This window comes from Methylobacterium sp. FF17 (assembly GCF_025813715.1).
In the GTDB taxonomy this organism is placed as follows: domain Bacteria; phylum Pseudomonadota; class Alphaproteobacteria; order Rhizobiales; family Beijerinckiaceae; genus Methylobacterium; species Methylobacterium flocculans.
Map to the genome: position 1 here is coordinate 4,520,367 of NZ_CP107532.1, position 22,917 is coordinate 4,543,283.

The 22,917-nt window shown below is 69.3% G+C and carries 20 protein-coding genes; all 20 read right to left on the minus strand.

Annotation, left to right across the window (positions count from 1 at the left end; genetic code table 11):
• Positions 1 to 11 precede the first annotated feature (11 nt).
• Positions 12 to 2,873: an SGNH/GDSL hydrolase family protein gene (locus OF380_RS21660; protein WP_264047465.1), complete on the minus strand. Its 2,862-nt coding sequence runs from the start codon at positions 2,871 to 2,873 to the stop codon at positions 12 to 14.
• Positions 2,873 to 6,436: a host specificity factor TipJ family phage tail protein gene (locus OF380_RS21665; RefSeq protein ID WP_264047467.1), complete on the minus strand. Its 3,564-nt coding sequence runs from the start codon at positions 6,434 to 6,436 to the stop codon at positions 2,873 to 2,875. The genes OF380_RS21660 and OF380_RS21665 overlap by 1 nt, the downstream gene beginning before the upstream one ends.
• A complete protein-coding gene (locus OF380_RS21670; protein ID WP_264047469.1) occupies positions 6,433 to 6,834 on the minus strand; it encodes a C40 family peptidase in 402 nt (133 codons plus the stop codon). The genes OF380_RS21665 and OF380_RS21670 overlap by 4 nt, the downstream gene beginning before the upstream one ends.
• A complete protein-coding gene (locus OF380_RS21675) occupies positions 6,834 to 7,340 on the minus strand; it encodes a hypothetical protein (RefSeq protein ID WP_264047472.1) in 507 nt (168 codons plus the stop codon). The genes OF380_RS21670 and OF380_RS21675 overlap by 1 nt, the downstream gene beginning before the upstream one ends.
• Positions 7,337 to 7,804, minus strand: a complete 468-nt coding sequence (locus OF380_RS21680) for a hypothetical protein (protein ID WP_264047474.1) — start codon at positions 7,802 to 7,804, stop codon at positions 7,337 to 7,339. Before OF380_RS21680 ends, OF380_RS21675 begins: the two co-directional genes overlap by 4 nt.
• Positions 7,801 to 11,619, minus strand: coding sequence for a phage tail length tape measure family protein (locus OF380_RS21685; protein WP_264047476.1), 3,819 nt, complete (start codon positions 11,617 to 11,619; stop codon positions 7,801 to 7,803). Before OF380_RS21685 ends, OF380_RS21680 begins: the two co-directional genes overlap by 4 nt.
• The gene (locus OF380_RS21690; protein ID WP_264047478.1) at positions 11,616 to 11,882 is read right to left on the minus strand and encodes a DUF1799 domain-containing protein; all 267 of its coding nucleotides are present in this window, start codon (positions 11,880 to 11,882) and stop codon (positions 11,616 to 11,618) included. Before OF380_RS21690 ends, OF380_RS21685 begins: the two co-directional genes overlap by 4 nt.
• 119 nt (positions 11,883 to 12,001) lie before the next feature.
• Entirely contained in the window at positions 12,002 to 12,370 is a 369-nt protein-coding gene (locus OF380_RS21695; protein WP_264047480.1) for a hypothetical protein, read from the minus strand.
• A 62-nt stretch (positions 12,371 to 12,432) separates the two neighbouring features.
• Positions 12,433 to 13,362, minus strand: a complete 930-nt coding sequence (locus OF380_RS21700; protein ID WP_264047482.1) for a phage tail tube protein — start codon at positions 13,360 to 13,362, stop codon at positions 12,433 to 12,435.
• Positions 13,363 to 13,365: 3 nt separating this feature from the next.
• On the minus strand, positions 13,366 to 13,569 hold the full coding sequence (locus tag OF380_RS21705; protein WP_264047483.1) for a hypothetical protein: 204 nt from the start codon (positions 13,567 to 13,569) through the stop codon (positions 13,366 to 13,368).
• Entirely contained in the window at positions 13,569 to 14,000 is a 432-nt protein-coding gene (locus OF380_RS21710; protein ID WP_264047484.1) for a phage tail terminator protein, read from the minus strand. Before OF380_RS21710 ends, OF380_RS21705 begins: the two co-directional genes overlap by 1 nt.
• On the minus strand, positions 13,997 to 14,623 hold the full coding sequence (locus OF380_RS21715) for a phage virion morphogenesis protein (protein WP_264047487.1): 627 nt from the start codon (positions 14,621 to 14,623) through the stop codon (positions 13,997 to 13,999). The genes OF380_RS21710 and OF380_RS21715 overlap by 4 nt, the downstream gene beginning before the upstream one ends.
• A complete protein-coding gene (locus OF380_RS21720; RefSeq protein WP_264047489.1) occupies positions 14,623 to 15,054 on the minus strand; it encodes a gp436 family protein in 432 nt (143 codons plus the stop codon). The genes OF380_RS21715 and OF380_RS21720 overlap by 1 nt, the downstream gene beginning before the upstream one ends.
• Positions 15,051 to 15,296, minus strand: coding sequence for a hypothetical protein (locus OF380_RS21725; protein ID WP_264047490.1), 246 nt, complete (start codon positions 15,294 to 15,296; stop codon positions 15,051 to 15,053). Before OF380_RS21725 ends, OF380_RS21720 begins: the two co-directional genes overlap by 4 nt.
• Complete coding sequence (locus tag OF380_RS21730; RefSeq protein WP_264047492.1) at positions 15,293 to 16,144, minus strand: HI1506-related protein; 852 nt, start codon at positions 16,142 to 16,144, stop codon at positions 15,293 to 15,295. Before OF380_RS21730 ends, OF380_RS21725 begins: the two co-directional genes overlap by 4 nt.
• Before the next feature lie 63 nt (positions 16,145 to 16,207).
• The gene (locus OF380_RS21735; RefSeq protein WP_264047494.1) at positions 16,208 to 17,101 is read right to left on the minus strand and encodes a Mu-like prophage major head subunit gpT family protein; all 894 of its coding nucleotides are present in this window, start codon (positions 17,099 to 17,101) and stop codon (positions 16,208 to 16,210) included.
• A gap of 13 nt (positions 17,102 to 17,114) precedes the next feature.
• Positions 17,115 to 17,525 (minus strand): hypothetical protein, encoded by a 411-nt coding sequence (locus OF380_RS21740; protein ID WP_264047497.1) that lies wholly within the window; start codon positions 17,523 to 17,525, stop codon positions 17,115 to 17,117.
• 1 nt (position 17,526) lies between these two features.
• A complete protein-coding gene (locus tag OF380_RS21745; RefSeq protein ID WP_264047499.1) occupies positions 17,527 to 18,585 on the minus strand; it encodes a phage protease in 1,059 nt (352 codons plus the stop codon).
• Between the two features lie 273 nt (positions 18,586 to 18,858).
• Positions 18,859 to 19,941, minus strand: a complete 1,083-nt coding sequence (locus OF380_RS21750) for a glycoside hydrolase family 26 protein (protein WP_264047501.1) — start codon at positions 19,939 to 19,941, stop codon at positions 18,859 to 18,861.
• Positions 19,942 to 19,943: 2 nt separating this feature from the next.
• The gene (locus OF380_RS21755) at positions 19,944 to 22,916 is read right to left on the minus strand and encodes a hypothetical protein (protein WP_264047503.1); all 2,973 of its coding nucleotides are present in this window, start codon (positions 22,914 to 22,916) and stop codon (positions 19,944 to 19,946) included.
• Position 22,917 lies beyond the last annotated feature (1 nt).

Here is a 22,917-nt window from a genome sequence, read left to right on the forward strand (position 1 = left end):
AACGTGGATGGTCAGGGCGCGAGCGCCTCGATGAGCAGGCCGCCGAACAGGCGGAATTCCTTCACCCCGTCGTGATTGCGGGTGCTGGCCTCGCCGATCTCAAACTCCGACAGCCCGGCCGCCGACATGGTCTCGGGGTCGAAGACGCGCTGGGTATCGGCGTAGGCGACCTCGTGGCCGTAGCGGTTGACGGTCCGGCGAACCGCGTCGCAGGTGTCCCGAAACAGGGTCACCCCGTCCGATTTCCAGAGACTGTTCGGCCGCCCCGTGAGCAGGAATAGGCAGTCGCAGCCGACGCCCTCGAAGGCGTTCACCAGGGTTTCGATCTGCCCGGGCGCCTGAGCGAAGTCGGACTGATTGGCCCCGTAGGCGATGACGGCGAGGTGGGGCCGGGAGGCGGTCTGCGCGCTCAGGCGTGCCGGGTTCGTGCCGTTGAGGCGCCCGTCCGCGAACGCATCGGCCGCGAACGTGGTGCCATTGATGCCGAAGTTGAGATAGCCGCCCGTAGCCAGGTCGCCCTGGCTCGCATAGGCGTTGGTGACACCGTAGACCCGCGCGAGGTAGTCGAGCAGAACCCAGTTCCACCCGACCTTGACGTTGTCGTTCGCATTGGCACCGTTGTTGAAGGTGTAGCGCGGGATCTTCGACTTCGCGTCGGCGCTGTAGGTCTCGAAAAACCCGATCGTGTCGCGGTTGACGTTGGCGTAGAAGTTCTGGTTCGTCGGATCGGCGGTGTTGGTCGGGTGAACCGTTTGCGCGCCGCCGACCTGGGTCCGGCTGTCGCCCGTACCGACGAGCCGGAAGCGCGCCGGGTCGATCATCGCCTTGCGCCGCGCGCGGGAAAGCAGCCCGCGATTGCGCAGGATCGTAGCGCGCGTGACGGCCGCCTCGTCGCGCTTCACCAAGCCATCGTAGAGGTAGATCCACGACATCTCGGTCTGGGCCGCTCCGGACGCGTCGACATACTGGAAGGTGCGCGCGATCCCGGTGTGCCCGGCCGGCAGTGTGGGCTCGTACATCGAACAGGTGCGGCCCACCGCCTGCCCCTCGGTGAGAACCGGCACGCCGTTATAGCCGCACGACACGAAGCCGGCCCGCTGCGGATAGCCCTGGTAGGCGAACTTGACCGGCACGTAGCTGGACGAGAACCCTGCCGCGAACACGACGTAGCCCATCTGCCGATTGACGGTGAAATGCGTGCCCTCGGTGACGGCCTGACCGTTGTCCTGGCGCACGCCCGTAACAGGCGCGGCGCCGAGGAACTGATAGGCCAGGAACTCGGTCTCGCCATCGCGGCACTGCACGAGCTCGTCGGCGACCGCGACCGCCGCCGGCACGCTGCGGGTGACGGAGCCGCCCCGTGTCGTGAAGGACCGGAACGGCAGCGCGAGGGTGACGGCCGGGATGAGCAGGGTCGATCCGGACTGGATCGTGTTCCCGCCCGAGAGGCCGGTGATCGCCCCACCCGCTCCGACCTCCTGCCGGATCAGACCGGCCGGCGTGGCGACGTAGGTCACCGCGATCGCGCCGCGACCTGCGGTAGCGTAGGCGACGGGGCGTCCGCCTGCATCAAGGCGGGCCGCCGTGACGAGGTCGCCGCCGAGTGCGCCGATGCCGAGCGCGGGACGGCGGGAAGCCTCGCCGTCATAGCGGCCCGCCGCCGTCCTGACCTGGGCGCGCCCGCCGGCCCGGCCGGACATGACGATGCTGCGGCCGTCCAAGCGGATCTCGTCCGCTGCGGGTGCCCCGAGCACGAGCGCGCCCACTCCCAGGGCGGGACGGTGAGACAGGCCGGCGAGATAACGCCCGTCCGGCTGGCGCCCGTAGCGCACGCCACCCGCCCGCACACCGCCGACGACGTTGGCGTCGGTCAGGTATGCCGCCTCGACGGGCGGCGCGCCGAGGGTCACCGCACCCACCCCCAGGGCAGGGATGCCCTCCAGGTGGTCGGCCCGATCGTCCAGCGCGGTGGCCGCAGCGGTGAGGAAGCCGAAGCGTTCGGCGAGGTTGGCAAAACCGACCGCATCGGTGGCTTCTGTGACCTCCGTACGGAGGGCGTCGGCCTTCGCGTCGATCGTGTCCGCATAACGCCCCAGGCTCGCCTCTGCCGCCGTGGCGCGCCTCTCCTCCTCGGCCAGAGCAGCAGCCAACGCTGGCGCGCTGTCCGGGGGAATGAGGTCGAGCAAGACCTGCAGCGCGTCGGTGATCTCGACCGCGCCGAGATCGGTCACCGTCGTGCGCTGCTCGAGGCCGTAGGCGCGGATGCCGATGCGGAAGTAGGCCGCGCCGGGCGGAGGCTCCAGCGCGCCTTCGATGGCCAGATTGGAGCCGATGATCTGCGAGAAGGCACGCGAGCCGCTGGCGATGACCGGGGCTTCCGAACCGACCTCGGTCGCGCTTAGAGGGCTCCGGTCGGGACCGTACCAGAACACGAAGCGCTGAACGCTATCGTTCGAAGGGTCGGAGGAGTTGGCCCGGCGCTGGTAGCTCCAGCGGGCGCGCCAGAGTTCACCGCCACCCACCGGATGAAGGGCGCGCTCCCAGATGTCGCGCGTGGCGAACAGGTCACGGCCGAGCCCATCGTCCACCACCTGGAGCGGGTAGTCTGCATCGGAGAGTGGGGCCAGATCGTCCGGGTTGCCCTTGTCGAACGACCCGCTGAAGGCGCTTGGGTTGTCGCCGGGCCGCAGCGCCGGGTAGAGGCCCGCGTTGATGCGTCGGATGCGCTGCAGGAGGTCGGCGACGGCTGTCTGTCGGGCCTGCGCCTCGCCGGCATCCCCAAGCCCACGTCGCATGACCTCATCAGCCAGGGCCGCCTGGCTGGCGAGACCTAGAGCGGCCAGCGCCGTTCCGAATTCAATGGTCCGAGACATCAGCTCAATCTCCGGCCATAGCCTGAGGCAATGAAATCGATGGTCCGCGCGACGCTGTTACCGTCGCGATTGCGAACCGTGAGGGTGAAACCGGTCCCGTCCGTGGCACCCCAGTCGAGGACATCGCCGGTCGCGAAGTCTCGCCCGGTGACCGCGATGGCGGGCCGGCTTTGGAAGGCGGGCCGGAACTCGACCCGGCGACCACTGGTCGGGATCGCCAGGGCCGCAACCGCATCGGTGCGGGCTTCGATGTCAGCGCGCAGGTGGATCAGCTCCACCACGGGGGTAATGCCCTGGCTGTCGCTGCTCAGTCGCGCCCGGACCGCGAAACCGCGCGCTGTGACGTCGCCGGCCGAGAACGTCGACCATTCCGTCCAGGTCGCAGCCGGCGAGGCGGGATCGTCGCGGGTGCTGCGCAGCTCCAGGACGGCGCCCCACGCAAACTCGTCGACCCCGTAGATATCGGGGGCACCGGACGAGCCATCGCGGGTGTCGAGGCCATGGGCGATGAGGTCGCCCGAGATCCGGGAGACGTAGATCGCGCCGAGATCGATGACGTCGGCCGGGGTATAGGTGCCATCGCCCACCACCCCGCCCGCGTCCGGAGCGAGACGCACACCACCATCGGCCTCGATCGTGCCGACATGCACGCCCGTGAAGGGCTCCATGTCGAAGATCTCGCCCCCGACGCGGGCGTCCGCCGCGCTGGCTGCCGTGACCACCAGCGTGGTCGGCGCCTGCGAGTAGGTGCCGCCGCCGTTGAGGAACTTCGCCAGGTAGGTGCCAGCCGCGAAGGGCACACTCATCGTGGTGCCGTTGGCGCGCGAGCCGACCGGGGTCGCGCTTTCCCAGGTCACGCCGCTGGTGGCGGGCGAGTAGCGCAGTTCGAGCTGCGCCACGACGCGTCGCGGACCATCCCACGAGAAGATCGCGAGGCCGCCGACCACGGTGACGCGCAGGCCGGTCACGGCCGGCGGCGCGGCCGACCAGGACACCACCGCCTGGCTCGTAGTGGCGAACCCTGAATAGCTGCCGTCCTCGAAGAGGCTGCGGACCTGGAAGCTCGTCTCGCCCGGCGGCAGCGACTGCCAGGTGTAGGAGCGGAGCGTCGGCGTCACCTCGATCGGCGCGCCGTAGGCGCTGTCCGAAGGCCCCTTCAACGCCACTTCAAAGCGGCGGATCGGCGACACGCCGGAGGGCGTATCCCAGAGGAGCGTAACGGTCGGTGCGTAGCCGGCATCGGCGCCGGCGTTGCCCTCGACGACGCGAAGGTTGATCGGCCGCAGAGTCTGTGAGGTGTCGCCGTTGCCGCCTCCGACCGGGTCCGGCACCACGCCCTGATCGGCAAGGGCGATCTCCGGCGCGTCGTCCACCAGCGTCAGCTCCGCCGAGAGATCCTCGCCGGGGACGATCTCCTTGACGCGGAGCACCACCGTCTCCTGTCCGACCTCGCCGAACATGCAGAGGTCGCCGGCGGCCGGGACGATATCGCCCCCGGTCAGGGTCACGGCGTCGACCTCGCCCGCGACGGTCTGGATCAGGCGCACGCCGGACGATCCATCCGCCAGGCGGAACCGGACGCAGTAGCTGCGCCCGGCCGCCATCGGGACGCGCTCGTCGACGTGCACGAGGTTGCCTGACACCGCGACCACCCGCGCGGCCACGATCCCCCACTTCGGGACGTCGTGGAGCACGCGGACGCGATCCCCGCGCGTCGAGATGAGTTGCTCGATGTCGGCCGAGAGCCGGTATTCCTCCGGCCGGAGGAGGAGCTGGGCGTAGTGGTAGCGCCCGAGCCGCCAGACGTTCTTGTGGTTCGTCTGTCCGGGGAACTCGACTTCCTCGAACAGGGTCGCGTTGCTGGCGTCATAGCCATCGGCGAAGACGAGGATCTCGTCCTCTCGGTAGCCCCGCGCCTCGTTGCGGAACTTGACCCGGAAGGCGTGCGGCAGGCGCTTGTACGTGCGCTTGCCCGAGAAGCCCCAGGAGTTGCGCGGCGTGAAGTGCTGGACGATGAGCGCATCCGGCTCATCGAAGGCCACCGACCACTTTCCGTCGTGGAACACCACGACGCCGCGCCCGGCCGAGAGGATGTCCTGACAGGTCGCCAGGATGCTCTTCTGCTCTTCGTGCACCAAGTCGTAGGTGTAGCCCTTGACCCGGCAGTTCTCGCGGAAGCGCTGGATCGCGGGCCAGTCGATCTTGGCATCCACACGCGGCTTGGCGTTGGCGGGTCCTTGCAGCACCCACGGGTAGAGATCACCCGGGTTGCGGCTGGGCACGTCCGCCACCCACGAGGTCCCATCGAAGGCCTTTACCCGGCTCGTCACGATGCCGTTGAGGTTGTCGACGATGCCGCTCAACTGCGAGGTGGCACGGATGCGCAGGGCCGTGATCGCCAGCGGCTTCCGGAAGGTCAGCGGGTCGCCGGGGCGGTAGCTGCGCAGGGCCGTGACGGTGCTGGTGGCGTTGACCTGTGCGTCCCCGTCGAAGTCGCGCGTCACGCGGCGCCAGCGGATGTCATAGGTGCCAACCGCCTCTGGACGGCGCACCGTGCGACGGATCGGCTTCGTGGAGTTCGCGGTCATCGTCAGCGTCTCGACGGCCACGAAGTCGTTGGCGTAGGCGACGCTGCGCTGGATCTCGATCGAGACGGTCTGTTCGGTGGTCTTGCCGGAGTTACGGGTCGCGCTGAGACCGTTCGGGCAGACGATGTCGAGCGCCCATTCCGTCACGTCCTCGGACGTGGTGCGCGTGGTCCAGCCGTCGACGTTCTTGATCTCGATGTTGAGATCCTGCTGCACCACCGTGGTGGCGTAGAGCGTCGGCTTCGGATCGGTCGGATAGCCGTAGTACGTCTGGATCTGGACGTCGTGGTAGGCCGAGATCGGCGTCTCGGCGATCTTCAAGTCCGCGATGTCGAGGGCCCCGTAGCCCCAGACGTAGAGCAGCCGGACGTACTGATCGTCGCCGTCGAATTCGGTGTAGGCTGACCCGCCGTAGCGTGGATACGTCCGCATCCGCCCGAGAACCGAGGGGAACGGCTGGTACTTCGTGGCGAGGTTCTGGTTTCCGCCGATCGAGTAGACGTTGCCGCCGTTCTTCTTGGTGTTGACCGGGAAAAGGGCATTGAGCAGCAGGCCCGCGCCGACCGTGATGGCGGCAGTCACCACCGCCGTTCCGAAGGTGCCGAGGATCGGCGTGAGGTAGGGGGCGACGAAGGCGGTCAGCACCGCCACCGCGAGCATGGCCAGCGACTTGAACAGTCCGCCGCCGCCGCCGCGTGGCACGGCGCGCAGCACCACCGTCGCCCCGGCCTTCACCCGGACGCGGGGCCATAGATCGGCAGGCACCTGGTCGGCGCCAAGCGAGACGCGCAGGCTCCCGTGGCGGTAGCGACCGCCGGCGGTGGCGATCGCGACGATCTCGGTCAGGCTGAGACCGGCCGGCAGGTGGCGGATTTCCCGCGAGGGGCTGAGGGGATGCAGGGCCGCGATCACCGCGACCGTGTCGCCGGGGCCGAGCAGCTCGCCATGCAGGGGGCCGGGGATCAGCGCCGTCATGCCAGCGCCTCGTGCCGGTAGATGCCCTCGACCAGCCGGCCGAAGCGCCCGCTGGTGAAGGGCTCGATGACGCTGGCGCGGCCCTCTGGCACGTGGAGCATGCGGCCGGGCCGCACCACGGTGCCGACGTGCCAGGGGCGATCGTGCATCAGGACGGTGTCGAAGGCGCGCGCCTCGGACGCCGGCACCTGATGCCAGTCCCCGCGCGAGCCGGCGATCAGGCCGGCGATCACGCGACGGTCGGCGACGCCGGCATAGGCCTCGGCGTAGCTCGGCAGCTCGATCGCAGCGCCGTCCAGGAGGATCAGACGATGCAGCCCCCAGCAGTCGCAGCCGCAGAGGTCGCGGCCACGATCGAGCCAGGGGATGCCCACGTAGTGATCGAAGGCGAAGGCCATCAGAACAGCCCCGGCGAGTTCGAGGGCGTGAAGCAGTCGGCCGGGTAGGGCTCGCTCGACATGTCATCGAGGGCGAGGCCGAGCGTGACGGTCTCCTCATCGTGCTCGGCCGAGACCAGGTCGAAGTCCGCGAACTCGACCTCGACGAGGTCCGGCCGATCGACAGCGATGATCTCGACGGTGACCAGGGCGGGCGTCCCGGTCGACCGCAGGAGAGCCACGGTCTCGCGCGCCACGTTGTCCATGCGGATCTCGAAGGCCGGCTCCTGGTCCTCGCGATCCTCCGGGGGCGTGAAGGCGAACTCGACGTAGAGGAAGGTCTGGCCGCGCGAGACCACGCCCAACAGGTACGGGTCGATCGAGACGCATGTGCCGGGATAGGACGAGGCCCGCAGCGGACCACCGGCCAGCTCGGGATGCGAGATGGTCACGAGGGCGGCCACTGCCTCATCCGTGTTCTCGGCCAGGAGCGCCGCACGAAAGGCCTGGGAGAAGGCGCGGCTCATGCCGCCACCCGCACGATGATGGGCACGCGATCGACAAGCACGTAGGCGCCATCCTGGACGAGGAAGGCGTAGCCCGCCGGTAGCTCGGGCAGGCCGGGCTCGAACGATCCGACCGGGAGGCGATCGAGCGACAGCGACAGCTCCCAGCGATCGCCGGCGGTGTTGCTCTCCTCCGGCATCTCGTCGCCGATCATCACCAGGATGGGCAAGCCGCCGTGCGGATCGGGGAACAGGAAGGGGATGCTGCCCCCTCGGATGTCGTTTTCGAACCAGGCCCAGAAGAGGTCGAGCTGGGCGCCGCTCATCTCCAGCCGGCCGGACATGGGTTTCAGCACGGCGCGTGAGCGCAGACGCGACTTGCCTGGGCCGGTCGAGGTCTTGGTGCGCAGCCGCCCGTCATTCGGCTTGGCGCGGAAGCGGTCGCGGAGGTAGCGCTGCGGAAGGGTCTCGGGCCAGACGATCATCCGCGCCTCGTGAGGGTTCGATCGATGCCCCAGCTTCCCTTCAGAGCGCGACCGGTACGCGAGCCCGGCCGGCTCACGGCATCGGCGAACATCCGATCCAGCGTTACGTCCATGCGGGGCTGGCCGCGCTCGTTGGTGGTCTGCTTTTGCGAGACCTGGACCCCGGCGTTGTCGTGGAGGTGAAACTCCATCCCGCCGCCGCCTGCCGCGCCACGCGCCGGTGCGCGGTCCTCGCCGGCGGACGCGTCCTGGCGCGCGGTTGGCGGGACGGCCATGCCGACCAGGCCGCCCTCTGCGAAGGCCGGCATGCGGTTGTCGTTCAGGGCATGCAGGAGCGGCAGGTTCCGCTTGGTGGCGGCCGCGTTCACGACGAACTCGCCGTTGGAGAGCCAAGCCGCGATGCTGTCCGAGGTCGCGGTGCCCGGGCCGGTGACGTGCCCGCCGCCGGCGGCCGCGACGGTGGCCGGCGCGGAGCCATTGCCGCCGAACAGGCTGGCGATGGCGCCGAGGATGCCGCCGCCCCCGCCCGAGCCGAGCGAGCTGCCGACCTGGGTCAGACCCTGGCTGGTCTGGGCCAGCGGCGCCGGCAGCGCCGTGAGGTTGCTGGTCAGCCCGGACAGACCTTGCGTGGCCGTCGTCGTGGAGGTGTTGAACGACTGCAAGGAGGCGTCGAGGTTCTGGAGCTGCGGCATCGCGGCGGTGGCCGCCGGTGCTGCTGCCGGAGCGCCAGGCAGGGCCTTGTTGAACTTGTCGACGTAGCTGCTGCCGGACGTCCCGAGCACATCCTTCAGCCCGGCGGCTTGGGCAAGCGGCTTTCCGCTGAACCACACGGATGCCGCGTCGTTCGAGTTGCCGTATTTCGAAAGGGACTTGCCGAACTGGCTGTTGAACACCGCGTCCTGGGCGCCCTTGTCGCCCAGGAACTCTTCCTTGGTCAGGCTCTTGCCGAGCGCTTCCTTGGTCCAGGACGGGATGTTGTTGCCCATGACCTGGTAGGCGCCATAGGCCCGGTCCCCTGACTTCGTGAGCGGGCCGAGCGCGCCATAGTTGCCCGCCGGGCTTCCGCTCTCGATCGTGCGGATCGCAGCTGCCGCGCGCTCCAGGTCGCTGCCGGACTTGCCCGTCAGCCCAGCCGCGACGCTGGCCGCGCTCGGCACGTTGCTGTTCGCGGCGGAGGCGGCGAGCGCACCCACACCGGAAACCGGACCGCTGAGGTTGACGATGCCGGCGGAGATGTCGGCCGTGGTCAGGCCCTGCGCCTTGCCGAAGATGCCGCCGAGGGCATCGCCGAACATCCCACCGCCGGCCTTGCCCTCCTGCCCGAAGAGCCCGTTGGCCAGAGGCGTCGATACCTGACGGTCGAAGACGCGCGATGCCATCGAGCTGATCGAGGACGTGATACCGGCGAGCGGGTTCTTGCCCTGGCTGACGTCGGAGAAGATCCCCGTGACGCCCGAGCGCGTCCCCGAGCGCATATCGTCGAGGCCGCCGACCAGCTCGCGCTGCCGACGGTAGAGATCCTCCTGGCGGGCCGCGACCTTGCCGGCCGCAGCGGCATACTCGTCGATCCCGCGCTTCAGGTCGGCCGTGATCGGCACGCCGGCGGCGGTGTACTGATTGATGAGCTGCTGGGCCGCCGCCATCCGGGCGGCCGCTTCGGTCGAAGCACCGAAGGCAACCTGCTGGAGGCGTAGCGCCGCGACCTGTTCGGTCAGGCCCCGGTTCGCGTCCCGCAACGGCCCGCCCACGGCCTCGGCATCCAGAGCCTGTTGCTCCGCCGCCTTGGCCTTCTGGTCGTTGGCGATCGCCGGCAGGTTGCCCTGATCGTCGAGGAAGATCTTGCGGTACTTCGCCTCCAGTTCCGCGCGCTGGCGCTGGTAGGGCAGCAGGCCGGCGGTGGCGGCGTTGTCGTTGGCGCCGCGCAGCCGGTCCTGGCTATCGCGGGTGGACTGCGCCAACACGGCTTGCTTGGCCGCCTCGACCCGCTGCCGGCGATCGTCCTCGCTGACAGCCTGACCGACCAGCGCCAAGCGCTCGCGCTCGGCGGCGATCGCCGCCTTCTCGGCCACCGTCCGCGCTTCGATCGAGCGGATTGTCAGAGCTTCTGAGGCGCGGGCCTTGTCCTGCGCCGACATGAAGGTTTCGACCGCACCACGGGCGAGGTCCAGGGCGCTCTGAACCTGCTGCGCGCTGGCGCTGAGCCCCTTCTGCGCCTGGCTGTCACCCTGGAGCTTTTGCAGCAGCAGGATCCTGGCGTTCAGCTTTTCGAGCTGGTCGATCTCCGGCTGGAGTGCGCGAACCGCGTCGTCAGCCTGCCTTGAGAGTTCGGCGGCCGCCTTCTTTCCGGGCGCAGCCGCTTCCTCGGCGGCCTTGCCCGTCAGCTCCGCAATTTCTTTCCGCAGGCGCGTGATGGTCGGGACCATGTCGCCGCCGGTGCCCTCTTCGCGGGCGTACTCCGCACTGTCGAGTTCGGCCTGTGCCTTCGCCAGACGCTCCTTGGTCGGGTCGTCCGTGAAGGGCCGGGCGACGAACCTTCCGGCTGCCTCGGCCGCGCTGCTGACCAAGCCCCAGGCCTTGGCCCACCGCGACGTCTTCTCGGAGGCGGCGTCGAGGTCAGGAGAGAAGGCCCGCACGATCTGGCGGATCGCCTCCTGGCGGTTGCCCTGTTCGACGAGCGTGCGGATGTAGACCTGCGTCTTGGCGTCAAGCCCGCCGATCCGCGCGTCCAGCTCGGCCGCGCCCTTCACCGGATCGGCGAAGATGCGAGCAAGGTCAGAGCCGGCTTCCTTCAGATCCTTGCCGAAGAGCTTGGCGTAGCCGGGCGCCAAGTTGACGATGTCGGGCACGTTCGCGACGTCGACCTTGCCCGTGGCGGCAACCGCGGTCGCGACGCCACGCGCGTCCGAGCGGCCGATCCTGCCACCGGCGGCCGCCGTCTCGGCGATCCGCTCGATGTCGCCGACGGTGGCCCGGGACATCGTGCCGATGCCGGCGAGCCCTTCGCGGATCTCCGCCTGTGTCTTGGCCCAGGTCGTGCCGAGATAGACGACGCCGGCGGCGGCCCCGAGGAAGCCGGCTGCCATGAGGCGCACCGGCGTCAGGATCTCCATGGCGCGACCGGCCACGATCTTCAGGCCGCCTGCGATCCCGCCGGGGGTTTCGCCCAGCACCTGGACAACCTGGCCACCCTGCTGAGCCAGCACCTGCATCGGTGAGATGCCGGAGGCGAGCGAGGTGACGATGTCGTTGCCCTGGTAGGCGAGGTTCGTCCACTGATCGCGCCGCAGGTTCTGATTGGCCGGTGCGGGCGACGGGGCCGCCGGAGCGGGAGCTGGAGCCGGGGCGGGTGAGCGCGGGGGCGCCGGCGCAGCCGGGGCGACAGGCTGCCCAGCCGGAGTGAGCGGAGCGCGGGGCGCGATCCCGGCGGCCATGAACTCGGCGACGTTGCGCTGGCTGCCCTGAACCGTCCGGCCAAGGGCGGCCGCCTCTGCGTTCACCTTGGCGATCGCGGCCGCCTGGCCCAACGCCGCCGCTGTCGCCGAGGCCTGCGCTTGGCCCGCCGCACCGGTCGCGCGTGCCACAGCGTCCATCGCCGCCGCCGCGCCGGTCGCGGCCGCCGCCTGTTCCCGCTGGGCGGTGGTGATCCCGGTGGTCGCCTGTGCCACCCGGTCCAGGCCACCGGCGGCGGCCGACGCCTGCGCACTGGCACCGGTGGCAGCTGCGCCGACACCCTTGACCGCCGAGGTGGCTTCCAGGGCGCTCTGGGTCAGGGACGAGGCGTCGCCCGTGATGCGAACGGCGAGCTGCAGCGTCATGCGGCATCCCCGTTCAAGACAACCAGGGCTTCGGCCTCCATCGCCATGACGTCGGCGAACACGGCCCGGTCATCGATCTCGGGCGGCAACAAGCGACGCATCACGACGTCCACGCCGGGATAGTCGAGCCCGAGATGCAGGAGAGCAGTTCGCGTCGCGAGGACACGCCATTGCGTGCCGCAGGCGCGGAAGATGCAGAAGGCTGTCCAGTGATCATCCCAGACCTCGACCGTCGTGGTCGCGGAGACCTCTCCGCCGGGCATCGCGTCGGCGGGTACGCCGAGCCGTTCGAACTGAGCCCGCGTCCCGGCATCGAGCCCGGCAACCGCCTCCGGATCGGCGCGGCCGGTCCAGAGGAAGGCGAGCGCGCGGGCCGCCGCCCTTAGTTTCCCAGGCGGGCCGCTTGGCCGGTGATCGCCTGTTCGTAGGCGGCGAGCACGCCGGTGCGGAACCATGCAAAGCCGAGCTGGGCTTCCAGGTTCTCGCGCGTGAACGGAACGGCCTCGCCATCCGCGTCGACGATGTCGCGCCAGCCCTTCGTCAGCTCGAAGATGTAGTCGAAGTTGAAGGCGTCCCGCTTGTCTGCCGGTAGGGCGTTGCGCGCGGCGTCGATTTCGCGGCCGCGCTCCAGGGACATCGCCTCGAACTGCATTTCGAAGGTGTGCTCCTGGAACTCCCCGGCCTTCTCGGGGTGCGGAACCTTGACCTCGACGGGCCACCAGAACAGGCGCTTCGCGGCAACGACGAACATGGGCGTGAGCCTCGGGTTGAGAGCGGTTTGAAGGGGCGTTGAAGACGGCCTAAGCGGCGCGCTCAGAGCACGCGGATGATCAGCTCGTCGTCGCCGGCGACCGGACAGAGCATCAGCGGCAGCGAGGTGTTCAGCACGCCCTGCGTGTTGCCGTGGGTGGGCGGGCCGACCTGGACGGCTGGAGCCTGGATCTCGACGATGTTGCCAGCGACGAGGCCGTGGCGCGACAGCATCGGCCCCACGACCGAGTTCTTGGCGGCCGCGTACCAGTCCTTCGTCGCGAGCGAGACGGCCTCGATCACGGCGGTGCCCTTGGCTTTCCGGTCGACGATCTCGATGCTCTCGGAGCCGACGAGCATCCGCGCCTCAACCTGATTGCCGAGATCCAGGGTGAAGCTCTCCATCGGAGCCACCAGCCCGTGGAGCGAGAACGTCGTGTTCTCCGCCGACACGACCAGCGGCTTCTGGAAGCCCGTGAGAACCTGCGTCGGCAGGGGCGTGTCGGCGATCGGCCCGAGAAGGCCGGTCATGGTGAAGCGGAACCTCGGGATCTGCTTGGGGGTCTCGGACAGGGTTACGGTGCCCCGCGCGCCGAGGAGCACGTGGTTCACCCCGTCGAGGTTCATGAAGATGGTGGCGGCTTCCTGCCCACCGCTGACGGGCTGGTACTCGACCTTTACCCCCGCCGTGACGGTCTCGGAGAGGCCGCAGGCCCGGAGCATCACGCCGTAACCCGGCACGGCGCCGGCGGCGCCCGCGCCTGCGATCTCGATGGAGCCTTCGACCCGGACGTTAATACCGGCCAGCACCGATCCCTGGTCGCCGAAGTACGGGAGCATCAGGTCACGCGAGACCTGATCACCCTGGAGCGGCGTGACCGACACGTCCGACATCACCAGGGCGTTGGCCGCACCAGTCGGCGCGGCATTGACCCCATAGGTCGCCTCGATCTTCGCGAGGGCAGCCAGCTTGCGATAGTAGCGTCTCGCCACGGGTCACTCCTTGGGGCTGGATTTGGCGGGCGTCGGCGCGGCCGGCTCGCGCGTGGCCGGATCGACCGGCGGCGCCGGCGCGGTGGGCACGTCGACCGGCGGACCGGGGTCCTTGATGACGTGCAGCTCGGGCGCCTTCGTGCGCTCCTGGAGCTTGGGGTCGCCGGATTTCCCGGCGAGGTAGCTTCCGCCCTCGCGAGCACCCATCACGCTGTTCCTTCCAGGTAGGTGGCGGCGGCAAACATCAGCTCCCACCACACGAGCCCGTCCTTCGCCCGCACGAGGCGGCCGCCGACGATGGTGATGACGTCGTCGGCCGCCGGCGGCTGCCAGCCGAGCAAGGCCGCGCGTGCAAAGCTCTTGACCGCCTCGACGTCGGCTGCCGCCGCCGCGCCCTGGCCGTCCGAGACGTTCTCCACGACCAGCAGGACCGTGACGTCGATCTCCATCCGCTGAAGCGGGGGGCCGTTCATCCGCTCGTTCTCGGACGCCGCTTCCTCGGTGACGTAGACGTAGGCCGCCGGTGTCGCGTTGGGCGCGCCGGTTCCAAGCGAGGCGAGCTGTGCCGCCCCCTCGACCAGGGCGAAGGGCGAGCTGGGCGCCCCCTGGAGGCGCTGGATGATCTGCGCGACCATCATGGCGCGCCATCCGCCGGGCTGGTGTCGGCGACGTGATCAGCCAGGATCGCGAGGATCTCGACTTTGTCGGCGTCGCTGATGCCGAGATAGGGGCGCGCCGGGATGCGGATGGAGTGCGCCGGAACGGTGAAGGCCTTGGTGTGCTTCGACTTGGCCCGCGTGCTGGCCCGAGCGAAGCGCAGGCGCGACCCGACGCGCCGGCCATCCTTGGCGGTCGCCGCGCCCTGGCTCGCCACGATGAAGGTGGCGCTTGCCTGGCGCTCGGGCCGAACGATATCGCCGCCGAACTGATGGATGCCGGCATAGACCACGTTGGTGCCGACCTCGACGGCGCCGCTGTCGGCGGCGAAGGTCAGGCTGGCATAGAGGCGCCCGCGATCGCGCAGCAGCACGCCTGGTCGCCGGCTCTCCGGCATGCGCTTGCGGGTCGACGGGGCGAAGGGCGCCCACGCCTGCCCGTCCGGCCCGGACTGAGCCTGGAACCGGTTCTGCGTCGAGAACAGCAGGGCCCCGCCGATGTCCTCGAACGCGGGACGCATGTCGCGGCCGGTGTCGGCCAGGCGCTGGATGCCGGCTGCGATCTCGGCGTCCGAGACCTCGATGCGGATGCTGGTGCCCGACATCAGAAGCCCCGCAGGCTGTCGCGGGTGAAGACGGGCCGGGAGCCAGTAACGCGACCGGCCGAGCCCTCGGCCGCCGGCGGCGTCACGCCGCCATCATCGAGCTTCACGCGTCCGAGAGCGACGTCCTTCAGCCAGGTCACCGCCTCGCTGTAGGCGCGTGTCACGGGGCTATCCTTGTCGGCCGCCTTGCCGTGCAGATAGTACCGGGCGACGTCGGCCGTCAGCTTCACCAGGTGCTCCGGCACGCTGGCGAGCGGCAGGGCATAGACCTTCGACACGTAGCCATCGATCATGCTGGTGGCGTCGCCGAGCGCCCGCGCCACGGTGACGTCGTTGATGACGCTGGCGGGCTTGTTCGTGCGATCCGTGAGCTGCACCAGCTCGGTTTCGCCGAAGCGCTCGATGAGGTCGGACTTCTGGGCGTAGGTCATCGCGGGGTCTGGGCGAGCGGCTGGAAGTTGAGCGGCCAGCACCAGGTGTTGGCTGTCGTGCCTTGGCGGATGGCCTCGGGCAGGGGGCGGGGCGGCTGCCCCGGCTCGAACACGGTCAGGGTGACCATGTCGCCGCCGTCACCGGCCTCGAACACGCCGGTGACGATGCCGGCGATCGGCGCGGCGGTGGCCGGGCTGATCCAGTGGACTGTGCGCCCGACAGTCGGGCGCGGCCCGATCACGGGAAGGCCCGGATGATTAGCATCGGCTCCGCCGACAGCGCCTCCATCTCGGCGGGTGAGAAATCCCGGGTGCGCCGGAGCGTCGGCACGGCCGGGTGCGCCACACCGGCCCGGCGGAACCCGTCCTGGCGGGAGACCACCACGAGATCGAAGCCCTCCGCCAGGAGCGCGTCCGTGCCCTCGGCCGTGCCCGGCAGGGGCGCGGCCAGCTTTGCGCCGGTGATGGCGACCATGGCGAGATCGCGGGCGGTGTCGCGCTGGGCCGCGATGTCGTGGCGCAGCAGCTCGGGATCGGCCCGGAGCAGTAGCTTGGGATCGACGACGCGGCCGACGTCTTCCCGGCGGTGGCGACCCTCGGCTGAGCCGAACGACCCATCACGGGTCATGATGTTCGGCGGGATGCCGGCGGCTAGGCCTACCTCGGTCTCGACATCGCCGGCGGGCGCGTCGCCGAGCTGCTGCCGGTTTGCAGCAAGCTCCGAGAACACGACACGATCGGCAACGTCTCCGGTGCGCATCGCATCGGCCAAGGGCTCGGAGGCGGGGCCGCTGCCCACGCCGGGCGCGCGGAGCGCCGAGCCCGCGACGTCCTCGGCCGCACGCGCGGCCGCCTCGGGGCGACCGGCCAGCAGTTCGGCGGCGGCGGCCTCGGACGCATCGTGGTTGAGGGCCGGCATAGCGCCACCCTGCGCGGCCGCGATAGCAGCGGCCGAAACTTCGGAGGCGGCACCGCCGGCCGCCTCCCCGGAGACGGACGACGCGGCGCCCGCCGTCCCCGTATCCGCCACCGACCTGGCGGCGCCGGGCTTCGGGGCGGTTTCCGTGATCTGTCTGCTGGCCTTCGCCATGGTGCTTCCTCGGGATCAGGGGCTGGGCAGCGTCGGAGCCGACGCGCCGGTTTCAGGCGGGGGTCAGGCGAGCCAGGGAACGACCAGCAGCTCGGCGGTGCCCTTCCACTGGTTGGTCTCGCCGCCGGGCCCGTACTCGCTGTTCAGGAGCTTGCGGGCGGCGCCTTCCTGGGCTGGCCCGCAGATCAGCAGGTTGCCGGAGATCCCCAGGGGTCGGCCGTAGTCCGCCTTCATCGTCGCGAGGCCGACGCGGGCCGCTTCATAGTGGGCAGCGTCCAGAGCCTGCCTGGAGCCCCAGGCGAGCTGCCAGAACCCGAAGCCGACGTTGCACCGCCCATCCGTGCCGTACCGGTATTCCTTCCGGTTGAAGACGACTTCGTCGGTCGGCGCATCCATGCGGGTCAGCGTGAAGGGCCGGCGGCTCTGGAAGATGATCGGCTTGATCGCCCGCGATGCGTCGATCAGGAACCACGGCGCGCCCGTGCCGCCATCGGTGTTCGCGACCGACACCGGCACGCCGTTGGCATCGAGCACGGGATGATCGATGTCGAAGAAGAACTGACCGTCGAAGCACAGGGTGGTGAAGCCCGCTGCCAGGAGCGCCCAGACCAGCTCGTCGGGGAAGGTCGCGGACTGGCGGCCGAACTCGGAGAAGATCGGCCCGTAGATCCCGAGGTTGTCGTCATCGAGGTCATCGCGGCTGACGCCGATCGTGCTCTCGAAGGACCGGTTGCGGATCGTGTAGCCGTGGGTCTCCAGGTTCTGGACGACGCGATCGCCGATCCACTCCCGGATGCGCGGGAACTGCCCGAGCCAGCCGTACTCGTTCGAGCGGGTCGAGGACGGCACCGTCAGGGCCGCTCGGGTATAGAGCGGCCGCACCCCGTCGAAGGCGTTTTGAAACGCCGTTGAAAAGCCGGTGTAGAGCGTGCGCAGGTTCGCGTTGTTGATGATCATGGTGCGGCGGACCTCAGGAGAACTTCACCCAGACGCCGAGCTGATCGACGTCGAAGATCGTCCCGGCCACGGGCCGGGCGGCGGATGCGGAGGTCAGCGCCACGGTCTGATCGTCGACCACGTAGCAGGGCTGCCCGATGTCCTTCAGGCCGATGAGGTCGGCGCCGGCGGAGTTGCCGTATTGGAAGATGCCGGTCTGCACCCGCGCGAGGACGGCGCCGTTGGCGCCGGCCGCGTTGTTCACGCGCTGCTCGGCGCGGCCGAGGACGCGGTGCGCGGCGACGGCCGCCGCCGGGACCGCGAAGCCCGACGCGTCGACCGCGACCATGCTGCCGCCATGGATGGTGGCGCCGGCCTTCACCGGCGGCTCGCGCGTGTCGCCCGAGCGGGCGACAGTGCTGCGGTTGGTGGTGAGCGCGACCATGTCAGAGAGCCCCTTCGCCAAGGCCCTGGGCGGCCTTGTTCTTCTTGAATGCCTCGGGATCGACACCCATCAGCGCGACCAGGCGCGCCTCCTCTTCGTCGAGGCCGGGCGTGCCATCCTTCGCGAGGCCGGGCGGCGTAACCCGCGCGCCGCTGACGCCGTGGAGCGAGATCATCGCTCCCAGCTCTTTGTCGACGGCGACGGGGTCGGCCATGTGCCGGGCGATGTAGTGGTCGCGCATGACCTGAGGCGCGGCGATCTTGCCGGCCTTGATCGCGGCGTCCACGGCCGACACCGCCTTCTCGCGGGCGATGCCGCCGACGACGGTTGCCAGCTCGGACTGGAGCGCGACAAGCGCGGTCGCCGGGACCATCTTCGACGGGTCGGAGAGACCCTGGACGGCCAGCAGGATCGCGCCGCCGTCCGCGTCATCCTTCAGGCCGACCGCCTTGGCGATCGGTGCGAGCTGCGCCGCGTGTGTCGCGGTGCTGGTCATCGCCGCGTCGAGGGCGGCCATCACGGCACCGTCGTCTGCATCGTCCTTGAGCCCGAGCTTCGCCCGGAGCTTCGCCAAGAGATCCATCTGCTGTTCCTGCTGGTGGAGCGCGACCAGGCCGCGCAGGTTCGGGCGGTTCACGAGGGAAGCTCGCAGCACGCCGACGACGGTCCCGTCCGGCCGGTAGGCGATGGCGGGCGAAATGTTGCGGTAGGCCTTGGTGGCAACGAGGCGCCGCCCGTGGGGCGTCCACTCCACCTCTCCCCAGATCCCATCGTCCCGGGCCTGGAGCCCAACGATCCAGCCACGCGCCGGCGCGGTCTCGCCGCGCGGCGCGGCCAGATCCGTCGAGTGGTTCTCGTCGAGGGGGAGGCGGGCGCCGTCCGCCATGCTCGCGGCGATCAGTGCGGTGGCATCCGCAACCCGGTAGGGGCCGCGACCGTCGACCGTGCGGATTTCGCCGGCCGGCAGGAGATGGATGTGCGTCGGAACCGACGTGCCATCCATGGCCGGGATCGGCATGGTGGCGCAGAGCGCGGTTGAGACGGCGGCGGGCTTCGACATGCCCGGACCATGGCGGGTCCATGGGTGCCGCGTGCCCCGGACACCTGTCCGGGTCCGGCAAAGCAGGGGCAACGCGCCGGATCGCCGGACACCCTACACGACTGGAGCCCCGTTCAACGGGGTATTCAACGCCAGGACGGCAGGGAAGGGTTTGTCAGCAGTGAAGGGGCCTCGAAACCCGGCGAGGCCCTTCCTGGGCCTTCTACGCGCCAATCGAGGATCGCTGGGTCTCAGACATCTGAGCCGGAGGGCTCTCGCCATCCAGTTCGTTGGTCAAGCCTGCGGGCCGAACAGCTCGCGGTAGCGAACGGCGCCCTTCGGGAACAGCGTCGGCGTGGGCGTCCAGCCCCCATTGCCGTCCGAGAGCGACTTGCCAGCAGACAGAGACGAGAGCTGATCGGAGCGCTCGAAGTAGCACTGGAACGCCAGTCGATCTCCGAGCGCGTCGAACTGTGCCGCCATTTGCTCGATGAAGTAGGGATTGTCGCCGCCGGACGCGTAGTCCTTCGGTGGGAACAGGTTGCGTAGGCCCCACTCCGTAAATGCTCGCGGCTTGCTGTGCTTGGCCGCGAAGTCGGCGAAGGCGGTCAGGCCGAACTTGCCGTTCAGGAACTTGTCCTTCCATCTCAGCGCCACGTCGGTGCGGTGCTGGACATCCCAGGCCTCATCGTAGACGTCGGTGCAGATCACATCGACCACGTCATCGCCCGGGTAGGCGGCGAACGTGTCCATGTGCATCTGCCCGAGCGTCGAGCACCACACGAACTGGAACCGGGGGTCGACCTCCCGGAAGATGCCGACGAAGCGGCGCCAGTACGCGATGAAGTCGGCGGGGTTGCTCGCGAACCACGGCATCCAGTTGCCGTTGAACTCCCAGCCCGGCCGGATGTAGATCGTGTAGACCGTGCCGCCCACCGTGCGATCGAGCATGGGCTTGGCCGCCTCCGCCATCTTGCGCAGGTTGGCGTCGAAGGCTCCAGCGTTGGCTTGCTTGAACTGGCCCGCGTTGTTGCGCGGCAGGATCGGCAGGCCGAGCACGATGGTCGCCGGCGTTGCCCCGTACTTCCAGATCAAGTCCTGCCAGCTCGACATGGCGTTGAGCCAGTCGTTCGTTTCGTTGGCGTTGTCGGAGATGAAGCCGGGACTACGGCCGAGCCACTGCACGTAGGCCGGAAGCCGCCCTGGCCCGGCCTGGAACGGCGCGAACACACCAAAGCGACGGAGACGGGCGGGGACGGCGGGAGCGGCGACCACGGGCGGCGGCGCGGTCAGAGCGGCAAGGCGAGCGCCGAGTTGCGCCGCCAGCGCCTCGGCTTCCGCCTTCCGTTCGGTCAGAAATGCGATCTCATCGAACATGATTACAGCGTCCCGTAGTAGGTGTGAGCCCAGGCGGCGAGTTCCCGCTTTTCGGTCAGCGTGAGCAGACGGTTGTAGACGAGGCCACGGGAGAGGTAGGCATCCGCGTGGGCATCGTAGGCACCGGCACCGCGTCGAGCGCCGAGGGTCGTTGTGGTCGCGCCGACCGGAGCGCCGACAGTCGCCGCCGAGATGATGCCGCTGCCGCCGTCGACCCGCAGGGTGGCGCGGCTGGTGCCGGCGATCACGTCCTCGATGATGATGTGCCGACCGGCGACATGGGGGACGCTGGCGTCCACCGGACTGCCAGCCGCAGAGCGGCGGGCCCGTAGCGTCGTATCGGCCGAGACGAAGAGCTGCTCCGCGCGGTTCGTGGTGGTCGAGCCGGCAGGGTCAGCGGTACTCACGAGGCACATCGTGGCCGCCACCGTGGCAAGCTCCACGATGAGCACACGGGTGAACGAAGTGTCCGCTGCGGGGTGGCCCGGCATGTCCATGCGCTGGGAGTTCGCCGCCGTGAAGCGGAGCGTCTGACGGCCGTTCCGAGCCACCAGCGTGGGCCGGTTCGGAGCCGTGGCCAGAGCCACTGCCGTGGTCCCGTCCGACCCGCCCATGGCGTCCACATCGGAGCCCGTCACCGTGCGCTTGGCGGCGTCCCCGGGGTCAATCGAGTAGACCAGGCCATCCACCACAGGCGGTGCGATGTTGGAGACGGGCTTGACCGTCTTGGTGAATGTGACGCTCTGGTCCACCGCGTTGGTCACGGTGATGGACGCCTGGGTCGGGACGATGGTGGTTGTGCCGTCCCACGTGAGGAGGAAGGTCGCCGGGTTGTAGGTCACGCCGGCCGGGAGGTTGGATACCGCAACGCGCTTCGGCAGGAGGTCGCCGACATCTGCCATTGGGTAGAGATCAATCTGTGTGACCCCCGTCGTGAAGTTCAGCTCGGGCCCACCGCGCAGGTTCGGGCCGACGTCGCATACCCATCGCGCCGGTTGGCAGGTCTCGCCAGCCTTGGCACCGACGCGGGCAAAGTAGAGCCGGCCCGGCTTGTCGGGATTGGCGATGGTGACAGTGTCGCCGACGCGGGTGACGAACGAAGGCAGGCCGGTCCAACCGCCATCCGTGTTGCCGCCGGGGCCGAGCACGTCGTGCACCAGGGCCTCGAAGGTCTCCGCGACGGTGGCGTCGCCGAACTGATCCGCGAGGGACGGCATCGTGCGCGAGGCGGTGGTGCCGAACGCCATCTTGAGGTCAGCGGTCTCGACGAGCGGCTTGCGGTGGGTGGTGCCGGTCTGGCGCCACATGCGCAGCCACTCGATCGAGGAGCGGGCGCCCGTCGCACCTGCCGACTGCCATGACGACAGAGAATACTGCCCGGCAAAGTCAGCGACGTGGTTCGTCAGCATGAGGTAGGCGGCGCGGTCACCCTTGGACCGCATGTTGAACACCTTGGAGACGATGACGACGCCATCGATCAGGTAGTCGAAGCCATCCTCGCGCAGGCGGAAGCCGACGTTGTACCAGCCGCCATCCATAAGACCGGGGCGGACGTTCTCGGCGTTCGAGCCGATGGAGGTGGATAGGCCGCTCGTCCAGTTCTGGGCGTTGGGAGAGAGGGACTGCGGGAAGGCGTCGTTCGCCTCCCAATCGATTTCAATGTTTAACTGCGAGTTGGCCGCGCCCATGAGCTGCAGCCACAGCGTCGGGTGCCATGCCTTGTTCATCAAGGCACCGGCTTCCAGGCGCATGCGTGCCTCGAGGATGCACGGGGGCCGGCAGACGAGGCGCCCGCCCGTATGGATCATGGCCGACAAGATGTCCTTGCCATCCGTCAGCGCCTTCTCCTGGACCGAAGCCGCGCGAGACTTGAGGACGAGAGCGCTACCTTCGGTGGCGATGAGGTCCTGCCAAGAGGCGACCGGCTGGCCCCGATTGGCATCGAGATAGCCTTGATGGGTCGGGCCGACGTCGTAGCCCTTGAGCGTGAGACCGCCGGCGCCGGCCGAGCGCGGCGTCTGGGCAGCGGCCGGAAGCAGATAACCACGCGTATCGAACAGGTCGCCCTTGGGGGCCGCAGACGAGACGAACGACGGCATCGAGGCGAAGGTCATGCCGTCCGAGAGGCTATAGCCCTCGTATGCGGTCCCAGCCGCGCCGGCTGCGTTGATCGCGACGCCGCCGATGATGCTAGCGCCGGGGACCGGGGTGGGGGCCGGCGGCGTCACGACACCACCGCCGGTGGGAAGCCCGGTCGATAGATCGACGCCTACGAGACCGGAAGCACGAGCACGGGGATCGGCCAGGTTCACTGCTGGCACGCGATCAGCCGATGCCGGCCCCGTATAGAAGTCCGTCAGGGGCCCCCGTCTTATGGAAGCGTTCTTCCGCCTGAATGGCGTACCGAAGCGCACATAGACCCTATGGCCCTGCGTACTCAGAAAGATCTGTTCACCTGGCGCCAGGATGCGAGAGTTCACCCGCGTATTGGCAGGCGGCGTTGCTGATGTGAGGTAGGCAACCGCCTGTTCGCCGGCCAGTTCGATGACCAGGGGCGTCGGACCAAGATCGGTCCACCCGTCGTCCGTGAACGTGACCACACCGCCGGTGGGTAGCCCGGTCGACAGATCGACGCCTACGAGGCCGGTAGCACGGGCGCGGGGATCGGCCAGGTTCACTGCTGCCACGCGATCAGCCGATGCTGGCCCCGTGTAGAAGTCCGTCAGGGGCCCTCGTCTCACAGCGGCGTTCTTCCGCCTGAATGGCGTACCGAAGCGCACGTAGACCCTAAGGCCCGGCGTGCTCAGAAAGATCTGTTCACCTGGCGCCAGGATGCGGGAGTTCACCCGCGTATTGGCAGGCGGCGTTGCTGATGTGAGGAAGGTAACCGCCTGTTCGCCGGCCAGCTCGATGACCAGGGGCGTCGGACCAAGATCGGTCCACCCGTCATCCGTGAAAGATACTACGTCGGCCAAG